Here is a 17,486-nt window from a genome sequence, read left to right as displayed (position 1 = left end):
AATCTTAAGAGAATCAGCTAAACATCATTCCATCCCGAATGATCAGCTTGCGGTCGGCAAGATCGGCCAGTTGTTCATTATGCGTCACAATGACAAGTGTCTGACCAAACTCATCACGAAGTTTGAAGAAAAGTTGATGCAACTCCTGAGCATTGTGCGAATCAAGGTTACCACTTGGTTCATCAGCGAAAACAATGGCTGGCTGATTAATCAATGCCCGGGCTACAGCAACTCGTTGTTGTTCACCGCCTGACAGTTGAGACGGCAAGTGAGATACCCGGTCACGTAGGCCGAGTCGCTCCAATAATTCGGTAGCTCGTTGCCGAACAGTTCGCTCGTCCTTACCGGCAATAAATCCGGGCAGACATACATTTTCAAGGGCCGTAAACTCAGGCAATAAGTTATTGAACTGAAAAACAAACCCAATACGCTCATTACGGAACTGAGCCAATTGACGATCATTCAGTCCAAAAACATTTTGCCCGGCAATCTGGAGTTCGCCGGAGTCGGGCCGATCAAGGGTACCCAGAATTTGGAGCAGTGTGGTTTTCCCGGCCCCAGATGCGCCTACAATTGAGACAACCTCACCTGGTTCTATGCTCAGATTAATTCCTTTCAGAACAGGTAACTTACCGTAGTTCCGGCGTATATCAATTGTTTGAAGAAGCGACACTCTGTTTTCGGTTTGTGGTTTACGGCTTACGGTCCTGTAGAATTACGATCTTTTTAACCTGAAAACCGTAAACCACAAACCGAAAACTCTTTATTATTGGCTAACTTGCCGCACAAAAATACGATTTCCAATCCTCCTTGTTGCAGTTGTCATGAATATACACGAGTATCAGGGTAAAGAAATTCTCAAAAAGTACGGTGTCCGCATTCAAGAGGGCATTGTTGCTGAGTCACCCGAAAAAGCCGTTGAAGCCGCTAAACAGATTATCGCTCAGTCGGGCCAGAAGTTTGTGGTGGTTAAATCCCAAATCCATGCTGGTGGACGGGGAAAGGGTCAGATTGTGGGTTCGGAGCAACGCGGAGTAGCCTTAGCCAAATCGGTCGATGCTGTACGCGACATTGCTAAAAACCTCATTGGCAATGTACTGGTTACCCATCAGACAGGCCCAGAAGGAAAACGGGTTAATAAAGTTCTCATTGCTGAGGATGTGTACTACCCAGGAGCGTCTTCGCCCAAAGAAATGTACATCGGCATCCTGCTCGATCGTAGCAAAGCCTGCAACGTAATTATGGCCAGTACCGAAGGTGGTATGGACATTGAAGAAGTAGCAGAGCATTCCCCCGAAAAAATCGTGAAGGAATGGATCGACCCAGCCGTTGGTTTGCAGCCTTTCCAGGCCCGCAAGGTGGCTTTCGGTCTTGGACTGGAAGGCGATGCCTTCAAGGAAATGGTGAAATTCGTTACCTCGCTGTATAAAGCGTATGTTGACACCGATGCGTCGATGTTCGAAATTAACCCAGTTCTGAAAACGTCGGACAATAAAATTCTGGCCGTTGATGCGAAGGTTAATTTAGATGACAACGCTCTGTATCGCCATCCTGACCTGAAATCGATGCGTGATCTGGCCGAAGAAGATCCTCTCGAAGTAGAAGCATCTGCCAGCGATCTGAATTACGTAAAGCTCGACGGTAACGTGGGTTGTATGGTAAACGGTGCCGGTCTGGCTATGGCCACGATGGACATCATCAAACTATCGGGCGGTGAGCCTGCCAACTTCCTCGATGTTGGGGGTGGTGCCAATGCGAAAACGGTAGAAGCTGGTTTCCGTATCATCCTGAAAGACCCGAATGTAAAGGCCATTCTGATCAACATCTTCGGTGGTATTGTTCGTTGCGACCGTGTTGCTACTGGTGTTGTAGAAGCCTACAAAGCCATTGGCGATATTCCGGTTCCGATCATTGTTCGCCTGCAGGGAACAAATGCAGCCGAAGGCGCGAAAATCATCGACGAATCAGGCTTGAAAGTACAGTCGGCGGTTGAGCTAAAAGAAGCTGCCGAAAAAGTACGTCAGGTAGTGGCCGCGCTGTAATAGCCTAACGCCTGCCGAATGCAGATAAACAAAAAGCCGGGACTCAGATCCCGGCTTTTTTATGTCTATACGTTTCTACTTAACGACGTGCGTAATACTTCTGCGCTTCAGGTAACAATTTTTGCAAATCAGCAATTCGGCGTTCATCAGATGGGTGATCTGACAAGAACTCAGCCGGTGCTTTTCCGCCACTTGCTTTTGCCATCCGGGTCCAGAACGTAATGGCTTCTCTCGGATCATAACCCGCCATCGACATAAAAATAAGCCCTAGATGGTCAGCTTCAGATTCCTGACCACGGCTATGTGGAAGGCCAACACCGTATTGATAAGCAAGTGGGCCTACAACACCAAACGCTTGCTGAAACAACGCCTGGGTTTGCGGGCTTCGTGCCGATGTTGCAATACCCGTTGCTACCTGACCGGCTTGTAACAGCCCATTAGCTACCAATCCTTCGCTCATCCGTTCGTTCCCGTGTTCGGCAATCGCGTGCGAAACTTCGTGTCCCAGCACAGTTGCTAAACCAGCTTCATTCTGTGTGTAGGGCAAAATACCGGAGTACACTACAATTTTTCCGCCCGGCATACACCAGGCATTTACCTGATTACTTTGCACCAAGTGGTATTCCCATTTGAAACCTTCCAAACGCTTGGCATACCCGTTGCTATTCATGTAGCTTTCCACAGCCTGACGAATACGGTTACCAACCCGGTTAACCATCTCTGCGTCACTATTGCTGGTGCTGATTACTTTACTTGTATCCAGAAATGCTTTGTACTGAGTGAAACTCATCGAAAGCATATCGTTATTGGGCACTAGAATTAGTTGTCTCCGTCCTGTTAACGGTACTTTCTCGCAGGCTGTGATAGCGAATGCCAGCGATAACATGATAATTAAGGTTGTTCTCATCTTTGGTGGTTTTATTAATTGGCAGATGGTGTTCTGACGTTATATGACGCATAAGGTACCAGAATTGTTCAAATTTTTCCAGCCCAATGCGGTCAGCCCCTCTTTAGTCCTTAGATTTGTAGCAATCTAAAAAGTTTAGTAACGCGGACATCCTGTCCGCTTTTTACCTGATAAGAGCGGACAGAATGTCCGCGTTACTCTCTATGAAAATCATCTGCGTTGGTCGAAATTACGCCGACCATGTTAAAGAACTCAACAACGAGCAGCCCGAAGATCCGGTTATCTTCATGAAACCCGAAACGGCTATTCCCCTTAAAAACGAGCCATTTTTCTACCCAGATTTTTCCAGCGATGTTCATCACGAAGTTGAGATTCTGGTCAAAATAAATCGGGTGGGCAAAAATATCGATGAAAAGTTTGCCCATAAATATTACGACGAAATTGGTATTGGTATCGATTTTACAGCCCGGGATTTACAGAGTAAGCTAAAAGCGAAAGGATTACCCTGGGAGTTGGCGAAAGGCTTCAACGGCTCTGCCCCTATTTCCGGTTTTGTACCCAAGACCGATTTCCCGGATCTACAAAATTTAAACTTCCACCTCGACATCAATGGTGAAACCCGGCAAACGGGTAATACCAACCTGATGATGTTCAAAATCGATTATCTGATTTCGTTCGTGTCGCGGTATTTCTTGCTGCAACAGGGCGATATTATTTTCACGGGTACCCCTAAAGGCGTTGGTCCTGTGCAAATCGGTGACCGGCTTACGGCTTATATTGAGGATAAACCCATGTTGACGTTTGACGTGAAGTAATTCCATTTTGCCCGACCGAATTATGCTTTTGGTCGGGCAAAAACCATTTACAACCTTGCTATTGATACGTTTTCTTTTTTATACGTTTATTACAGTTTTCACCTGTACAGAACTGGCGGTTGGACAATCGACTAAACCAGTCTCAACCACCGAATCAGGACAACCACAAACAGGCTATATTCAGCCGGGTACGCTTGTCGATGGTTATTTCATGTTCCCGATTCAACCTGGGGCTGCGAATTCGTTATCGGGTGGTATGGGCGATTTACGACCCAATCACTTTCATGCTGGTTTAGACATTCGTACGGGTGGGCGCGAAGGACTTGATGTACACGCAGCGGCCGATGGGTACGTTTCCCGCATTGCAGTTTTCACAGGAGGCTATGGGAATGTTATTTTTATCAAACACCCTAACGGCCTTACCACTGTTTATGGCCACCTCAAAGCATTAAAAGATACGCTGGGCGTTTATCTTCGGGAGCAGCAGTATCAGAAAAAAACGTTTGAGATCGATCTACGTCCTCAACCAGGCCAGTTCCCTGTTAAAAAGGGCGATGTCGTTGCAGCTTCAGGTAATACGGGCGGATCGGGTGGGCCACACTTACACTTCGAGATTCGGGATAATAAAGACAACCTGATTAACCCGCTGCTCTATAATTTCTCCGAGATCCAGGACAATGTGCCGCCCTATTTTGAGCGTGTTGCCCTGAAAACCATGACAGCGACCTCGCGCATTAACGGCGAATACCAACGTGTCAGTTATGCACCTGTTCGGCGCTCCGATGGTACGTTTACGATTGTACAGCCCATTACAGCGTCGGGGCTGATTGGTATGGAAGTACTGGCCTACGACAAAACCAGCGGGTCACCTTACCGAAATGGCATTAGCTGTCTGGAAATTCGGCTCGATGGTCGGGAAGTGTTTGCCTACAATATGAACAGCTTCCCCAATGAGCAAACGCGGTTCATGAATGTTCACGAAAACTATGAAGTTGAACAAACTAGTGGACAACGTTATCACCGAGGCTACATTGCCGATGGCAACATTCTGAATCTGTATAAACTACAAAGCAACGCAGCCTATCGGGGTCGGTTGCCTTTGCTAGATGGCCAGCCGCATGAAGTTACGTTGACACTCTACGATGCGTCTGATCACTCAACGCAATTAACCTTTACGATTCAACCAGAAGTTGCGCCAGCTAGCTCAGCTCGGGCAGATTCCTTAACGATTCCGCCAGCTAATTTCAGAGGGGAGTCACTAAGTGGTGAGCCGATCGCTACCATTACTACCGACGAAAATGTACTGAAGCTGACCGTCAAAAATATAACAGCATCAAATCCACCGGTTGCTAAATTGATCTCAGGCCGTACCGTAACGGAACAGTCTGTTAGCTATGTGCGTAACAACCAAGCCGTTTATCTCATAGATTTGCGCCAGACTTTACCTGATTCCGTTCAGTTTGGTCGGGGTGTTGTACGAACAAATTTCAAGAAGCGTGTCATACCCGGCCGAAATGAAGTGGTTGTCGATGGAAGCGCCCGATTGGAATTTAGTCCGAGAACTCTGTTCGATACATTGCATTTAGCCATGCGGCCGATACCAGGAGGAGGTTTAGAAATTAACCAGTCGACCATTCCACTCAACGATTACCTGACGGTTCAATACACACCCAATTACCCAATTACTATTGATACAGCCCGAACCAAAGTATATTGGACCAGTAGTGGTAACGAAAGTTTTCTGGGTGGGACGTGGACAAAAGGACGAATTGAATTCAAAACCCGTACACTGGGCAGATTTCAGTTAATGACGGACATTAATCCGCCCAGAGTTGAAATTCTGTCGGCAACACCCAAGGGCATTACAGCTCGTATTCGGGATGATTTATCAGGTATTGCCGAATTTAGGGCGTTAGTCAATGGTGAGTGGGTGTTAATGCAATATGATTATAAGCGAGCATTGCTCTGGTCGGATAAATTAGACCCAGACGAACCGTTTGAGGCTGGTGCCGAGGTATTGGTACAAGTAAAAGATCGGTCGGGTAATATTGGCTCTGACAGTACAACCATCGACGTACCCAGAGCGCCTGTACACCGAAAAGCAACCCCAAAAGGGAAAAAGAGAAGACGATAAGTTCGACGTTTCAAGTTTTCTGCATAGTCTAACCTGAAACATTGAACTTGAAACAGTAAACCCAAAACAATATGAGCCTATCTATTGGCGATCCTGCCCCAGACTTCACGAGCACTGACCAGAATGGCCAGCCGATTAAGTTGTCTGATTATCGGGGTAAAAAAGTGGTACTCTATTTCTATCCTAAAGATGATACCCCCGGTTGTACTGCCCAGGCCTGTAGTCTCCGTGACAACTACGCCGATCTACGGTCAGCAGGATACGAAGTATTGGGCGTCAGTGTCGATGACCAGAAAGCCCACCAGAAGTTTATCAAGAAATACGACCTGCCGTTTACACTCGTTGCGGATACCGACAACCAATTGGTTCAAGCCTACGACGTATGGAAAGAGAAATCGATGTATGGGAAGAAGTTTATGGGTATCGTTCGGACAACTTTTATTATTGACGAGAATGGTATCATTACCGATATCATTGGAAAAGTAGATACCCAAAATCACGCCCAACAAATTTTAAAATGAGTATTTAGAAGTGGGAAGCGAGAAGTGAGGATTGGCTGACGCAAAAATGGCATATCAGTAACTCCTCACATCTCACTCCTCGCTCCTAACCCCTAAAAGCTATGGAAATCGAACAACTCAAAAGCACGGCTACGGCCGTTCGGCGCGATATTCTTCGCATGGTTGCCGCTGTTAATTCGGGACATCCCGGCGGCTCATTAGGCTGCACTGATTTTTTTGTCGCCCTCTATTTCGAGGTAATGAACCGAAAAAAAGATGCGGATGGCAATCCTATTTTTGATATGGACGGCCGCGATGAAGATATCTTCTTCCTCTCGAATGGGCATATTTCACCTGTGTTTTATTCGGTGCTTGCGCGGGCAGGCTATTTCCCCGTTTCTGAATTAGCCACCTTCCGTAAATTAGACAGCCGCTTACAGGGCCACCCAACCACAGCCGAGCATCTGCCTGGTGTTCGTATCGCGTCGGGATCGCTAGGACAGGGTTTATCGGTAGCCAGCGGTGCTGCTTATTCTAAAAAGCTCAACGGCGATAAAAGCCATGTGTATGTCCTGATGGGCGACGGTGAGCAACAGGAAGGCCAGATTTGGGAAGCCGCTCAGTTTGCGCCCAACAAGAAACTTGGCAACCTGACCGCCATCATCGACCTTAATCATGCGCAAATCGACGGTACGACCGACAACGTAAACAGCAACCGTGACCTGGCCGCTAAGTACCGGGCGTTCGGCTGGTACGTTGAAGAAATGGAAGGTAATGACATTGCCGATGTGATTCATACACTTAAGAAATCACAGGAAGACCCCGATGTTCCAACGATGATTCTGATGCACACCGAAATGGGCTTTGGCGTTGAGTACATGGTGGGTAACTACAAATGGCACGGCACAGCCCCTAATGCAGAGCAATTAACCCAAGCCTTGAACGGTCTGCCTCTGTCAGTTGGTTATTCGGATTATTAAAAAATTTGTAGAGACAAGGCATGCCTTGTCTCTATACATACCATGAAAATCAAACGCCTGGTCATCGAAAATTTCAAGTCCATTGAGCGGGTCGAGCTTATTGAGCCGAATCCGTTCACGGTCTTTGTCGGCCCTAACGGGTCGGGCAAATCGAATATTTTCGAGGCTTTGGAGTTCAGTCATTATGTAGGCACATTTGGAAATCCTCAAGATTTATTCGGTGGGAATAACAAAATAAGCCATCGTAAACTACAAGGAAAGAGAACCGAATTATTTTTTGAAATTTCTGAAACCAACGAGCATTTTGGTGCAATTTTCTTCGGTGGTGGACATTCCAAGTTAGCTGATTATAATACAATTGAGACTTCAGGTTCTGAGATAGAATCAAAACTCATTAAGAGTTTTGAAACTCTTTGGTTTCGACAGTTCACCAAATTATTTGTAAATAATCCTAAAGGTTCCAAAATTAACTTCGATACATCTGAACGTATAAGAGACGACGCGAAGAATCTTGAACCTGTTCTCAAACGCATTCTGACTAATTCTATTTTACAAGATGAAATTTCTGAATGGCTCGAGCTGTTTATTCCAGGATTTAAAGCTGTTGAAGTAGATGACCGTGATGAATTACGCTGGTTTGAAGAGTCGACGCAAGAGTATTTCACTAAAGACTTAATCTCCGACGGCACCTACAACATTCTGGCCCTGCTGACTGCTGTTTACCAAAGTAAAGAGCCTCAATTTCTTTGTATAGAAGAACCGGAGAACGGATTACACCCAGATGTCATTAAGGAATTTGTTAATCTGTGCCGATATGCCTGTGAAGAATTTGGTCATTACATCTGGCTTAATACACATTCCCAAACCCTAGCCTCTCAATTAACATCTGACGAGATTGTAGTTGTCGACAAAATAAACGGAGCTACTCAAACGAAACAATTCAAAGGTCACGACTTTCACGGCTTACGAATGGACGAAGCGTGGCTGATGAACGCTCTTGGAGGGGGGCTACCGTGGTAAAAATTGGATTCATTTGCGAAGGTAAGACTGAGAAAAATATCCTTGAATCAGACAGATTTCAAGAATGGTTGAATGCAAATGGTTTCGATTGCTCATTACCAGTCATCGATGCAAAAGGCAACGGAAATTTGCTCCCTCACAAAATTGACGCGTTACGTCAGGAATTAGTAGGTCGGGATGTTCAGAAAATAATCATTTTGACGGATCTAGATCTTGATAGTTGTATTACTCTGACTCGGAAACGAATCACGGAGCGTGAAGACCAAATTATAATTGTTGCTGTAAAACAAATTGAAGCATGGTTTCTAAGTGATACTCCAACTTTACAAGGCTTGTTTAATGATTCAACTTTTATATTCGATTACCCAGAATTGGAAAACAATCCTTTTTTAACTCTTCAGCAATTGCTTTTAACAAAAACCAATCGGGGTGTAGGTAGTAAAGCTATTTTGGTAAATCGAATGCTGAAATACGGCTTCACTATCGAAAATGCAGCCCAACACCCAAATTGCCCGAGTGCCCACTATTTTCTAACTAAATTGCAAACCCTCGCTTCGGCGAATTAATAGACATGAAAAAATACGAATACACAGAAAAAAAAGACACGCGTTCGGGTTTCGGCGCGGGTATAGCTGAACTGGGCCGAACAAATCCTAGTGTTGTTGCTCTCACGGCAGATCTTGCGGGTTCGCTTAAACTAGAAACATTCATAAAAGAATATCCAGAACGGTTCGTTCAATGCGGTATTGCCGAAGCGAACATGATCGGTGTGTCGGCGGGTTTGACTATTGGTGGCCATATTCCGTTTGCCACAACCTTCGCTAACTTCGCAACGGGTCGCGTATACGACCAGATTCGGCAATCAGTAGCCTATTCGAACAAGAACGTGAAGATCTGCGCTTCGCACGCTGGTTTGACCTTGGGCGAAGATGGGGCTACTCACCAGATTCTGGAAGATTTGGGCATGATGAAAATGCTGCCCAATATGACCGTTATTAATCCCTGCGATTATAACCAGACCAAAGCGGCTACCATTGCCATTGCAGAGCATGTTGGCCCGGTTTATCTACGTTTCGGTCGTCCAGTAATTCCTGTGTTTACGCCTGCTGACCAGAAGTTTGAAATTGGTAAGGCCTGGACGGTAAACGAAGGAAAAGACGTTTCGATTTTCTGTACAGGTCACCTGGTTTGGGAAGCTATCAAAGCGGGTGAAATTCTGGCCGAACAGGGAATTGAAGCTGATATTATCAATATTCACACGATTAAGCCGTTAGATGTAGAGGCTATTCTGGCATCGGTGAAGAAAACGGGCTGTGCTGTATCGGCAGAAGAACACATGCTTAACGGTGGTTTGGGTGATAGCGTTGCACAGGTTCTATCGCAAAATTACCCCGCCCCGCTCGAATACATTGGCGTTCACGATACCTTTGGCGAAAGCGGCACACCTGACCAGCTAATGCAGAAATATGGCCTCACTGCCGACAAAATTGTTGAGCAGGCGAAAAAAGCAATAGCAAGAAAATAGTAGAGACGCAACCCTTTGCGTCTCCTTGCCAGATGGTTTCAGATGATGCATAGACGCAAAGGGTTGCGTCTCTACAAATAACGAATGACTGACGCAGAAATTCTCGCCAAATACCGCGACCCGTCGAGCCGGAATTTTGCCTTTAATCTGCTGGTGCGGCAGTACCAGCAGAAAATCTATTGGCATATCCGTAAAATGGTCATCGACCACGACGATGCCGATGATTTGGTGCAGGAAACATTCATAAAAGTGTGGAACAGCCTGGAACAGTTTCGGGGTGATAGTCAGTTATATACCTGGATATATCGCATTGCTACCAACGAATGCCTTAACTTTCTGAACAAGAAACGTCGACGCTTTTTTCTGCCCATTGGCGACGTAGAAGGCGAATTGATGGAGAAATTGGAGAGTAACAGCGATTATGTCACATCAGGAAACGATCCGAGTGGCGAAGACGTACAGTTGAAGTTACAGAAGGCGCTACTAAAATTACCCGACAAGCAACGTTTGGTGTTCAACATGAAGTACTTCGATGATATGAAGTATGAGGACATTTCAGATATTACGGGAACATCAGTAGGGGCATTGAAAGCATCGTATCACCTGGCAGTGAAAAAAATTGAAGATTATCTGACAAAAACTGATACAACCGATTAAACCCCAGCCGCTTTAGACTGTCCAATTCGTACAACACGGGAACCTAATTGTGTATTTTATACACACCACGATAATGAATGACAAAAACGAATTTCGGCTTGATGAACTGCCCCCTGAACATCGACTGAGGCAGTTGCCGTTTACGACTCCAGAAGGGTATTTTGACACGTTACCATCGCGTGTACAAGCTCGCGCGGTTCGTAAGTCAAAGCCGGCTTTTAGTATCACCTGGTCGTGGCAGCGCTCGATAGCGTCATTGGCAGGTGCTAGTTTGATTGCTGTGCTGGTTTGGCAAACTTTACCCCAACGGCAGGAGTCATTGGGAAATGAAGTGTTGGCCGGTGTGAGTGACGAAGCTATTTCGGCTTATCTTGATGAACAAGGGGTAGATGCCAGCGAATTGGCCGACGCTCAACAAATTCATTCGTCGTTGGGCAGCGACACAACCGCGATTCAGTTCCTTAATGTGCAGCCAAAGGATATTCAACAGCACATTAAAGAACAAACTGCACTGGATAGTCCGAACTTCGGTTCCTGATTTTTGAATGGTTAACTTTACCACAATGAGACACGCATGGATTGGTTGGCTGGTTGGACTACTGTTTATAGCACAAGTAGCCAACGCACAGAACGACCCTAACGGACGGCAGAAAATTGAAGCAGCTAAGATTGGGCTGATTACCAACCGGCTCAACTTAACGACAGATCAGGCTCCCCAGTTCTGGGCAATTTATAATGAATACAATGCCAAGAAGCAGGAACTGAATCGTCGGATTCGGCAATTGAATAACGAACCGTCGCGCACAAACCTAAACGACAATCAATTAGTAAACGGCCTTCGGGAAGTTAATTCCAATAAACAAAAACTCGCCGACCTTGACGACGAGTATATGAGCCGATTCCTGAAAGTAATTACGCCAGCCCAATTGGCGGAATTGTATAAAACCGAGCAGGTATTTAATAAAATGCTGCTTAATAAGTTGAATCAAAACTAATCTGAACCGGGATTTTAACAAGATTAAAAGGATTTACACGATTATCCGCTAATGCTTTATTAATCGTATGAATCTTTCAAATCTTGTTAAAATCCCGGTTCAGACTAATACCGCACTACTTTAAATCTTGAAATACCACCATCGAAACGGATGGTTATTTTCTTTTTAGTGCCATCGTAGCCAGGGCTGATAAATTCACCACCGCCCACACTGGTAAAATCATCCAACTGTTCCAGATTAAGAGCGCCATCTTTTTTGATCCGGCAACCCACTTCTTTCGGAACACGGACGGTTACCGAAGCCGCTCCTACATCCAGCTTCACGTCCGATACGTCGGCTTTGGCACCGAGTTTCAGGTCAAGTTCAGCAGCACCAGCGCCAACTTTCAGGCTCTTGACCGCATAAGAACTCAAATCAAGATCGCCCTGCCCTGCTCCTAGTGCCACATCCATTGACCAAACGGGGGTAGCGTTTAAATGTATATCAACCCGATTCTCGAACTTACCATCCTTGAAATCAATATCTTGATCCTCTTCGGTTGGCTTTAGTTCGATGGTTGGGATATGTGTGGTTTCGTCCCGATCTACCGACATCGAGTAGCTACCCGTTGTTTGCTTGGTGTTGGCTTTGATGAGTTCCGAACTTGGCTCACTAATGATAAACCGCCCAGCGCCACCCGACAATTTCAGGACAGCCTCGCGCGTATCGGCATCCATGTTTTCGGCAAAGGTATTGGTCTGCACCTTAACACTTTCGGATTCCCGGCGCTCCCGCTCCGACTGATAATCGTCGTCGTTATTACCATCGTCATCATCAGAATTTCCGTGATCATCATCGTCCTCATGATCATGCCAACGCATGTTAAACTCATCCCGATCTCGGTGATGCGACAGAAAACCGAATAATGTAGTAGGAACGGCTACAGCCAGCATAACGGTTGTAATAAAAGCCGCCGGATTCCCACGCCGTTCCAGAATCAGATTTACACCAGCCAGAATCAGCAGCACTGGCCATAGATTCACTAACGAATGCCAGTCAATATCGAGCATTCCCGCCCGCCGAGCCAGAAACAGAACGCCCAGCGTTAGGAGGAAAATGCCCCAGAACAATCCATTTTTTCGTTGCATAAGTCTTAGGGATGTATGCTATAGGATGTATGCTATAGTTACTGTGAAAGCATACATCATACATTCTATAGCATACATCAATTATAAGGTTCCGTTCGGGTCGTTGTTTGTATTTGTTGTGTCGTAAGGAGGTTTAATCCGATCCTTAAAAATCAGCCACAAACCAATCGCGATCAGAACAAACGGCCATAGATCACCAAAGTCAATGTCGAAATAACGATCCAGTAAAAACAGGACACCAAGGATAATCAAAACGGCCCCGCCAATAATGCTACGGTCGGGAGATGCAGGCTTGTTCGGATTGTAGGGATTCATGGCAAAATAAGGATTAGAAAAAGCAGTTGATTGGGATGTTGCGCTGCCAAAACGGCGTTCGGGGAGTGCAATCCACAAGATAATGTAAATGATAATAGCCGGAAAGTGGGGTAGGAAAATTCCGATTACAAAAAGGACGCGCACCAATGCACGGTCAATGCCAAAATAATCGGCCAAACCAGCACATACCCCCCCAATTTGGGCCTGGTCGGCAATACGTTCTAATCGCTTGTTCATGATTGCTGTTGTTTAAAACGGTGTAAACCTACTAGATAACCCTATTTGGCAAAAGGAGAATTGGAAGAATGGACGCGGTTATGGATGGAAGTATGTTTTCAATGATAGTAGGTAATGCATAGTAGTGTTCAGTATTAGGAGTTAGGAGCGAGTAGTGAGAATACATATTGCATCCCCATTCTCACTACTCGCTCCTAACTCCTAATACTAACTCATTCTAGTCTTCCTCAATCGCTTCCAGGATATCCATCAACTCCCCGAATTCTTTATTACCGGGTCGTTCTTCATCGCCCCCGCTGAGCGCAATCCCCTGAACGGGCAAATCGGCCAGTAACTCATGAATATTCTCGGCAGATACACCAATCCCCAATAAAATAGGATAACGCGACGCCAGCCGCTGAAGGGTACTTTTCAGTTCGTCGTCGAGGTGGAGCGGGCTATTGCTTTCGAGCAGTATGTAGTCGGCTCCAGTTGCAGCGGTCTGGAATAGAGTGTCGAGTTGATCGAGCGTTAACTGCGCTAAATCGACCTGTAGAATAAAGCGCAAGTCTTCATTCACTTTAGTGCTCAGATAAGGTAATAGCGCAGCTTCATCAACTTGTAATAAGTCGGGCTGGTAGGTATCGAGGAGTTGCTCAATTACTTCGGGATCGACCGATGTTGTTTCGCCAACAATCTGTACGCCTGCTACCCAGCCTCTTATTTCAGCAAATTTTTTCGGCTCTACATAATCCGGCGAGTCGGCATCCATTGAGAAGCCAAGCATGTCTACACCCATACCGGCGCAGTAGCGAGCATCGCTGAGATTGGTAACGTTAGATATTTTAACGATCGTTTTGAGAGCCATACGTCAATAAGCAGTTATCGGTAATCAGCGAATAGTCGCCATCATGGAGCTGCAAAGTTACGGACAGTCGGGCATTGTACTAGCTACCGGTAGACTAGATAATTTGACGCAGATCGGGAAAAATTAGTTGTGGAATTTCCTAAAGAAAATCATCGTACACCTGTTCGGCACCGGACAAAAACTGTACGATTTCGGACAACTCGTATCAAGTACATCGTCTCAAATGAGCCATAAAGCCACTTTTCAACAATTGGCAAAGCATTTGTTCTACAAAAGTTAATATTATCAGGTAAGTCATGAAACGAACATACTTAGGCGAGTTTGAAGAAATCGTTTTACTAACAGTCGCGGTCCTGAACGACGCTGCGTATGGGGTCGCTATCACCGACGAGCTGGATCGGCAAACGGGGCGCTCCGTCAGTATCAGTGCCGTTCACGCAGCCTTGCACCGGCTCGAAGAGAAAGGCATGCTTAGCTCACACATGGGCGAGGCTACGGCCGAACGGGGTGGTCGACGAAAACGCCTGTTTACGGTTACGGCGCTGGGCAGTCGGGCCTTACACGATATTCGGGCCATGCGCGACCAGCTGTGGAATTCGATTTCGCCAAATGCTTTACCGGCCATCAGTATATAAGTAGCAGAGGACGTAGGGTTTGGGGCATACGGTGAACCTATTCTAATCAACTACTCCCGCTACCCTTACCTTTCTGCCCCCAAACCCTTTCGCTATGAATACACAACCACCCCGATGGGCCGACCGATTACTGGAATGGTTCTGTGCTCCGCACTTGCTGGAAGAGGTGCAGGGTGATTTATATGAACGTTACATGCGGGATGTGCGTCTGCTGGGCGCTCCCAAAGCGAACCAGCAGTATAGCTTAAATGTACTACGTTTCCTTCGGCCTTTTGCCCTTAAACGACAACCAAATCCGAATTCTCAACCGGAGTGCCGGACCACTCCTTTATTCAGAGCTGCCATGTTAGAAAACTATCTCAAAATCGCGTTCAGGAATCTGACTAGAAACAAGGCATACTCAGCCATAAATATCATTGGATTAAGCATTGGGCTGGCTGCTGCCATGCTCATTATGCTGTACACCAAAGACGAAGTCAGTTACGACCGCTTTCATGCCAACAACCCGCTTATCTACCGCATTACCAGCCAAAACATAACCGCTGCAGGTGTTCCTGACCATAAACAACCCTATACCGGACTTTTTCCGGGGCCAAAATTCCATGCGGGTGTTCCTGAAATCAAGGCGTTTGTGCGGTACCGTGAAAACCGTCGGGATATGAAACAAGGCAATGAGGTGCAAAGCCAAACCGTCTATTATGCCGACAGCAGCTTCTTTTCGATTTTTACGTTCCCTTTACTAAGCGGCAACCCTAAAACCGCCTTGCAAAATCCTCACTCGGTCGTGATTTCGGAGGAGATCGCCGAAAAGAGCTTCGGAACAACAAATGCAGTTGGGAAAACCCTGTTTTTTAAAGAAGACGACAAATTTGAACCGCATACTGTAACGGCTGTTGCGAAAAAATGTCCGCAGAATTCATCCATCAAATTTGATGTATTGATGCCGATGCTTGTGAAACCGGAGGAAATGGCCAACAATGAGAATTGGTTCAGTGTGTTTATGAACACGTTCGTCGTTCTTAGCCCAAATGCCAACCTCAACACTGTGGAGGCCAAAATGAATCAGGTGTATCTGGCTGACGCACAGGAGGCTATTAAACTGGTTACCAAAAAGTTTGGTGAGCAAGGCCGGACTCAGTATGCGCTCCAACCCTTCACCGACATGCACCTCAGCAAGGACCTCCCGGCCAGTAATGGGCTCGTCGACGAAAGCAACCCTATGTTTTCCTACATTTTATCGGGTATTGCCTTATTCATTCTCCTAATCGCCTGCATCAACTTTGTTAACCTAACCGTGGCCCGTTCGCTAAAGCGAGCGAAAGAAATTGGCGTTCGAAAAGTAGTTGGTGGAGCCAGAGTGCAGCTCATCATCCAGTTCCTGGGCGAATCCTTTATTCTGTGCTTTGCAGCTTTTGCACTTGCCCTGATTTTGATTGAACTCGCCTTACCTATGTTCAATCAACTGGCCAACAAAGCCTTGGCCCTCTCTTATCTTTTCGATACGCAACTGGTTATCGGTTACGTTGCTTTATTTATTGTAACTAGCTTACTGTCTGGATTTTATCCGGCACTTATTTTATCAGGCTATAACCCTGTTCAAACGCTCTACAGTCGCTTCAACCTTTCGGGAAAGAATTACCTGCAAAAGTCATTAGTTGTTCTGCAATTCTCGCTGGCTTCTTTTCTGATCATTGCTTCGCTGACCATCTATTCGCAGTTCAATTATCTAACGAGCAAAGACTTAGGTTACGACGATAAAAATCTGGTTATCGTCGATAAATCAAATTTGACCCGTAGCGAAGCGAAACTGTTAAAAGAAGAGCTACAAAAAGATCAAAATATTGTAGACGTTGCTCCAAAAAATGGCGGTACGTGGGGTACTGTCGCCAAAATTAATGGCGATACACAATTAAGCTTTATCTATGAAACCGTCAATGAAACCTATCTGCCTCTTTTTAAAATTCCGATCGTTCAAGGGCGTAATTTCTCAAAAAATTTCCCCTCCGATTCGACCCATTCGGTTCTTGTCAATGAAACATTTGTCAAGAAAGCAGGTTGGAAAAACCCTGTTGGACAAGTAGTTGATTTCTGGCTCGACAGTACAAAATATAACGTCATTGGGGTTGTCAAAGACTACCATTTCATGGCACTGAATCGGGAAATCGGCCCGCAATTATTTACGATGAAACCCAGGAATCAATACGGAAAAGCCTTCATCAAAATCAGACCCAACACCGAAACGGCAAGCCTCCAGTCTATCGAAAACGTATTCAAAAAGCTATTCCCGCTAAATCCTTATTCCTACAAATTCATGGATCAGGAAAACATTAAGCGGTATGAGTCGGAGGCCAAATGGAAACAAATGGTGCTCTTCGGGGCCATCCTGACCATTTTCATTTCGTGTATTGGCCTGTTTGGATTAGCCACGCTCTCGGCCGAACGACGAACGAAGGAAATCGGGATTCGGAAAGTACTGGGAGCCTCGGTTACAGGAATTGTCCAACTGCTCTCCACCGACTTCCTGAAGCTGGTTTCTCTTTCGTTCATTTTTGCCTTTCCTGCCGCCTGGTATGCTATGAGCAAATGGCTCGAAAACTACCCTTATCGTATCAACATAAGCGTGTGGATCTTCCTGATAACCGCTTTCATCTCCATTTCCATCGCGTTTTTAACCGTCAGCTGGCAATCACTACGAGCTGCCATGATCAATCCCGTGAAGAGTTTAAAAACGGAATAAAATGCTTGGAGCA

The 17,486-nt window shown here is 45.9% G+C and carries 18 protein-coding genes; 13 read left to right on the top strand and 5 right to left on the bottom strand.

Annotated features, from left to right (window positions below):
* Positions 1-13: 13 nt before the first annotated feature.
* Positions 14-673 carry an ABC transporter ATP-binding protein gene (locus ACYVGR_RS13705; protein WP_460957494.1) on the bottom strand — a complete coding sequence of 220 codons (660 nt, stop codon included), beginning with the start codon at positions 671-673 and terminating at the stop codon, positions 14-16.
* Positions 674-824: 151 nt separating this feature from the next.
* Between ACYVGR_RS13705 and sucC the strand changes: the two genes are divergently transcribed.
* The gene (gene sucC / locus ACYVGR_RS13700) at positions 825-2,042 is read left to right on the top strand and encodes an ADP-forming succinate--CoA ligase subunit beta (RefSeq protein WP_460957492.1); all 1,218 of its coding nucleotides are present in this window, start codon (positions 825-827) and stop codon (positions 2,040-2,042) included.
* Positions 2,043-2,121: 79 nt separating this feature from the next.
* On the opposite strand, the gene ACYVGR_RS13695 is transcribed toward sucC, so the two are convergent.
* Entirely contained in the window at positions 2,122-2,949 is an 828-nt protein-coding gene (locus tag ACYVGR_RS13695; RefSeq protein ID WP_460957490.1) for a M48 family metallopeptidase, read from the bottom strand.
* A 203-nt stretch (positions 2,950-3,152) separates the two neighbouring features.
* Between ACYVGR_RS13695 and ACYVGR_RS13690 the strand changes: the two genes are divergently transcribed.
* The 10 genes from ACYVGR_RS13690 to ACYVGR_RS13645 all read left to right on the top strand — a co-directional run bounded on the left by ACYVGR_RS13690 (position 3,153) and on the right by ACYVGR_RS13645 (position 11,575).
* A complete protein-coding gene (locus ACYVGR_RS13690) occupies positions 3,153-3,764 on the top strand; it encodes a fumarylacetoacetate hydrolase family protein (protein WP_460957488.1) in 612 nt (203 codons plus the stop codon).
* Positions 3,765-3,975: 211 nt separating this feature from the next.
* Positions 3,976-5,898: a M23 family metallopeptidase gene (locus ACYVGR_RS13685; RefSeq protein WP_460957799.1), complete on the top strand. Its 1,923-nt coding sequence runs from the start codon at positions 3,976-3,978 to the stop codon at positions 5,896-5,898.
* 71 nt (positions 5,899-5,969) lie between these two features.
* Positions 5,970-6,419, top strand: a complete 450-nt coding sequence (gene bcp, locus ACYVGR_RS13680; protein ID WP_460957486.1) for a thioredoxin-dependent thiol peroxidase — start codon at positions 5,970-5,972, stop codon at positions 6,417-6,419.
* 101 nt (positions 6,420-6,520) lie between these two features.
* The gene (locus tag ACYVGR_RS13675; protein ID WP_460957484.1) at positions 6,521-7,378 is read left to right on the top strand and encodes a transketolase; all 858 of its coding nucleotides are present in this window, start codon (positions 6,521-6,523) and stop codon (positions 7,376-7,378) included.
* A gap of 42 nt (positions 7,379-7,420) precedes the next feature.
* The gene (locus tag ACYVGR_RS13670; RefSeq protein WP_460957482.1) at positions 7,421-8,398 is read left to right on the top strand and encodes an AAA family ATPase; all 978 of its coding nucleotides are present in this window, start codon (positions 7,421-7,423) and stop codon (positions 8,396-8,398) included.
* On the top strand, positions 8,359-8,964 hold the full coding sequence (locus ACYVGR_RS13665) for a hypothetical protein (protein ID WP_460957480.1): 606 nt from the start codon (positions 8,359-8,361) through the stop codon (positions 8,962-8,964). The genes ACYVGR_RS13670 and ACYVGR_RS13665 overlap by 40 nt, the downstream gene beginning before the upstream one ends.
* 5 nt (positions 8,965-8,969) lie before the next feature.
* On the top strand, positions 8,970-9,923 hold the full coding sequence (locus tag ACYVGR_RS13660; protein WP_460957478.1) for a transketolase family protein: 954 nt from the start codon (positions 8,970-8,972) through the stop codon (positions 9,921-9,923).
* Positions 9,924-10,007: 84 nt separating this feature from the next.
* The gene (locus ACYVGR_RS13655; RefSeq protein WP_460957476.1) at positions 10,008-10,580 is read left to right on the top strand and encodes an RNA polymerase sigma factor; all 573 of its coding nucleotides are present in this window, start codon (positions 10,008-10,010) and stop codon (positions 10,578-10,580) included.
* 73 nt (positions 10,581-10,653) lie between these two features.
* Positions 10,654-11,118 carry a hypothetical protein gene (locus tag ACYVGR_RS13650; protein WP_460957473.1) on the top strand — a complete coding sequence of 155 codons (465 nt, stop codon included), beginning with the start codon at positions 10,654-10,656 and terminating at the stop codon, positions 11,116-11,118.
* 7 nt (positions 11,119-11,125) lie between these two features.
* Positions 11,126-11,575 carry a Spy/CpxP family protein refolding chaperone gene (locus ACYVGR_RS13645; RefSeq protein ID WP_460957471.1) on the top strand — a complete coding sequence of 150 codons (450 nt, stop codon included), beginning with the start codon at positions 11,126-11,128 and terminating at the stop codon, positions 11,573-11,575.
* 104 nt (positions 11,576-11,679) lie between these two features.
* Here the strand turns inward: ACYVGR_RS13645 and ACYVGR_RS13640 are convergent, their stop codons facing one another.
* The 3 genes from ACYVGR_RS13640 to trpF form a co-directional block, all read right to left on the bottom strand.
* Positions 11,680-12,702 carry a LiaI-LiaF-like domain-containing protein gene (locus ACYVGR_RS13640; RefSeq protein ID WP_460957469.1) on the bottom strand — a complete coding sequence of 341 codons (1,023 nt, stop codon included), beginning with the start codon at positions 12,700-12,702 and terminating at the stop codon, positions 11,680-11,682.
* A gap of 81 nt (positions 12,703-12,783) precedes the next feature.
* On the bottom strand, positions 12,784-13,254 hold the full coding sequence (locus ACYVGR_RS13635) for a PspC domain-containing protein (RefSeq protein ID WP_182464034.1): 471 nt from the start codon (positions 13,252-13,254) through the stop codon (positions 12,784-12,786).
* Between the two features lie 217 nt (positions 13,255-13,471).
* A complete protein-coding gene (gene trpF, locus ACYVGR_RS13630) occupies positions 13,472-14,101 on the bottom strand; it encodes a phosphoribosylanthranilate isomerase (protein WP_460957467.1) in 630 nt (209 codons plus the stop codon).
* Between the two features lie 296 nt (positions 14,102-14,397).
* On the opposite strand from trpF, the gene ACYVGR_RS13625 reads away from it, so the two are divergent.
* Both ACYVGR_RS13625 and ACYVGR_RS13620 read left to right on the top strand, forming a co-directional pair.
* Entirely contained in the window at positions 14,398-14,736 is a 339-nt protein-coding gene (locus tag ACYVGR_RS13625; protein WP_182464036.1) for a PadR family transcriptional regulator, read from the top strand.
* Between the two features lie 94 nt (positions 14,737-14,830).
* Positions 14,831-17,473: an ABC transporter permease gene (locus ACYVGR_RS13620; protein ID WP_460957464.1), complete on the top strand. Its 2,643-nt coding sequence runs from the start codon at positions 14,831-14,833 to the stop codon at positions 17,471-17,473.
* The last annotated feature ends 13 nt before the right edge of the window (positions 17,474-17,486 follow it).

Source organism: Spirosoma litoris (genome assembly GCF_054776755.1).
This window is presented reverse-complemented; position numbering and strand designations above follow the sequence as displayed.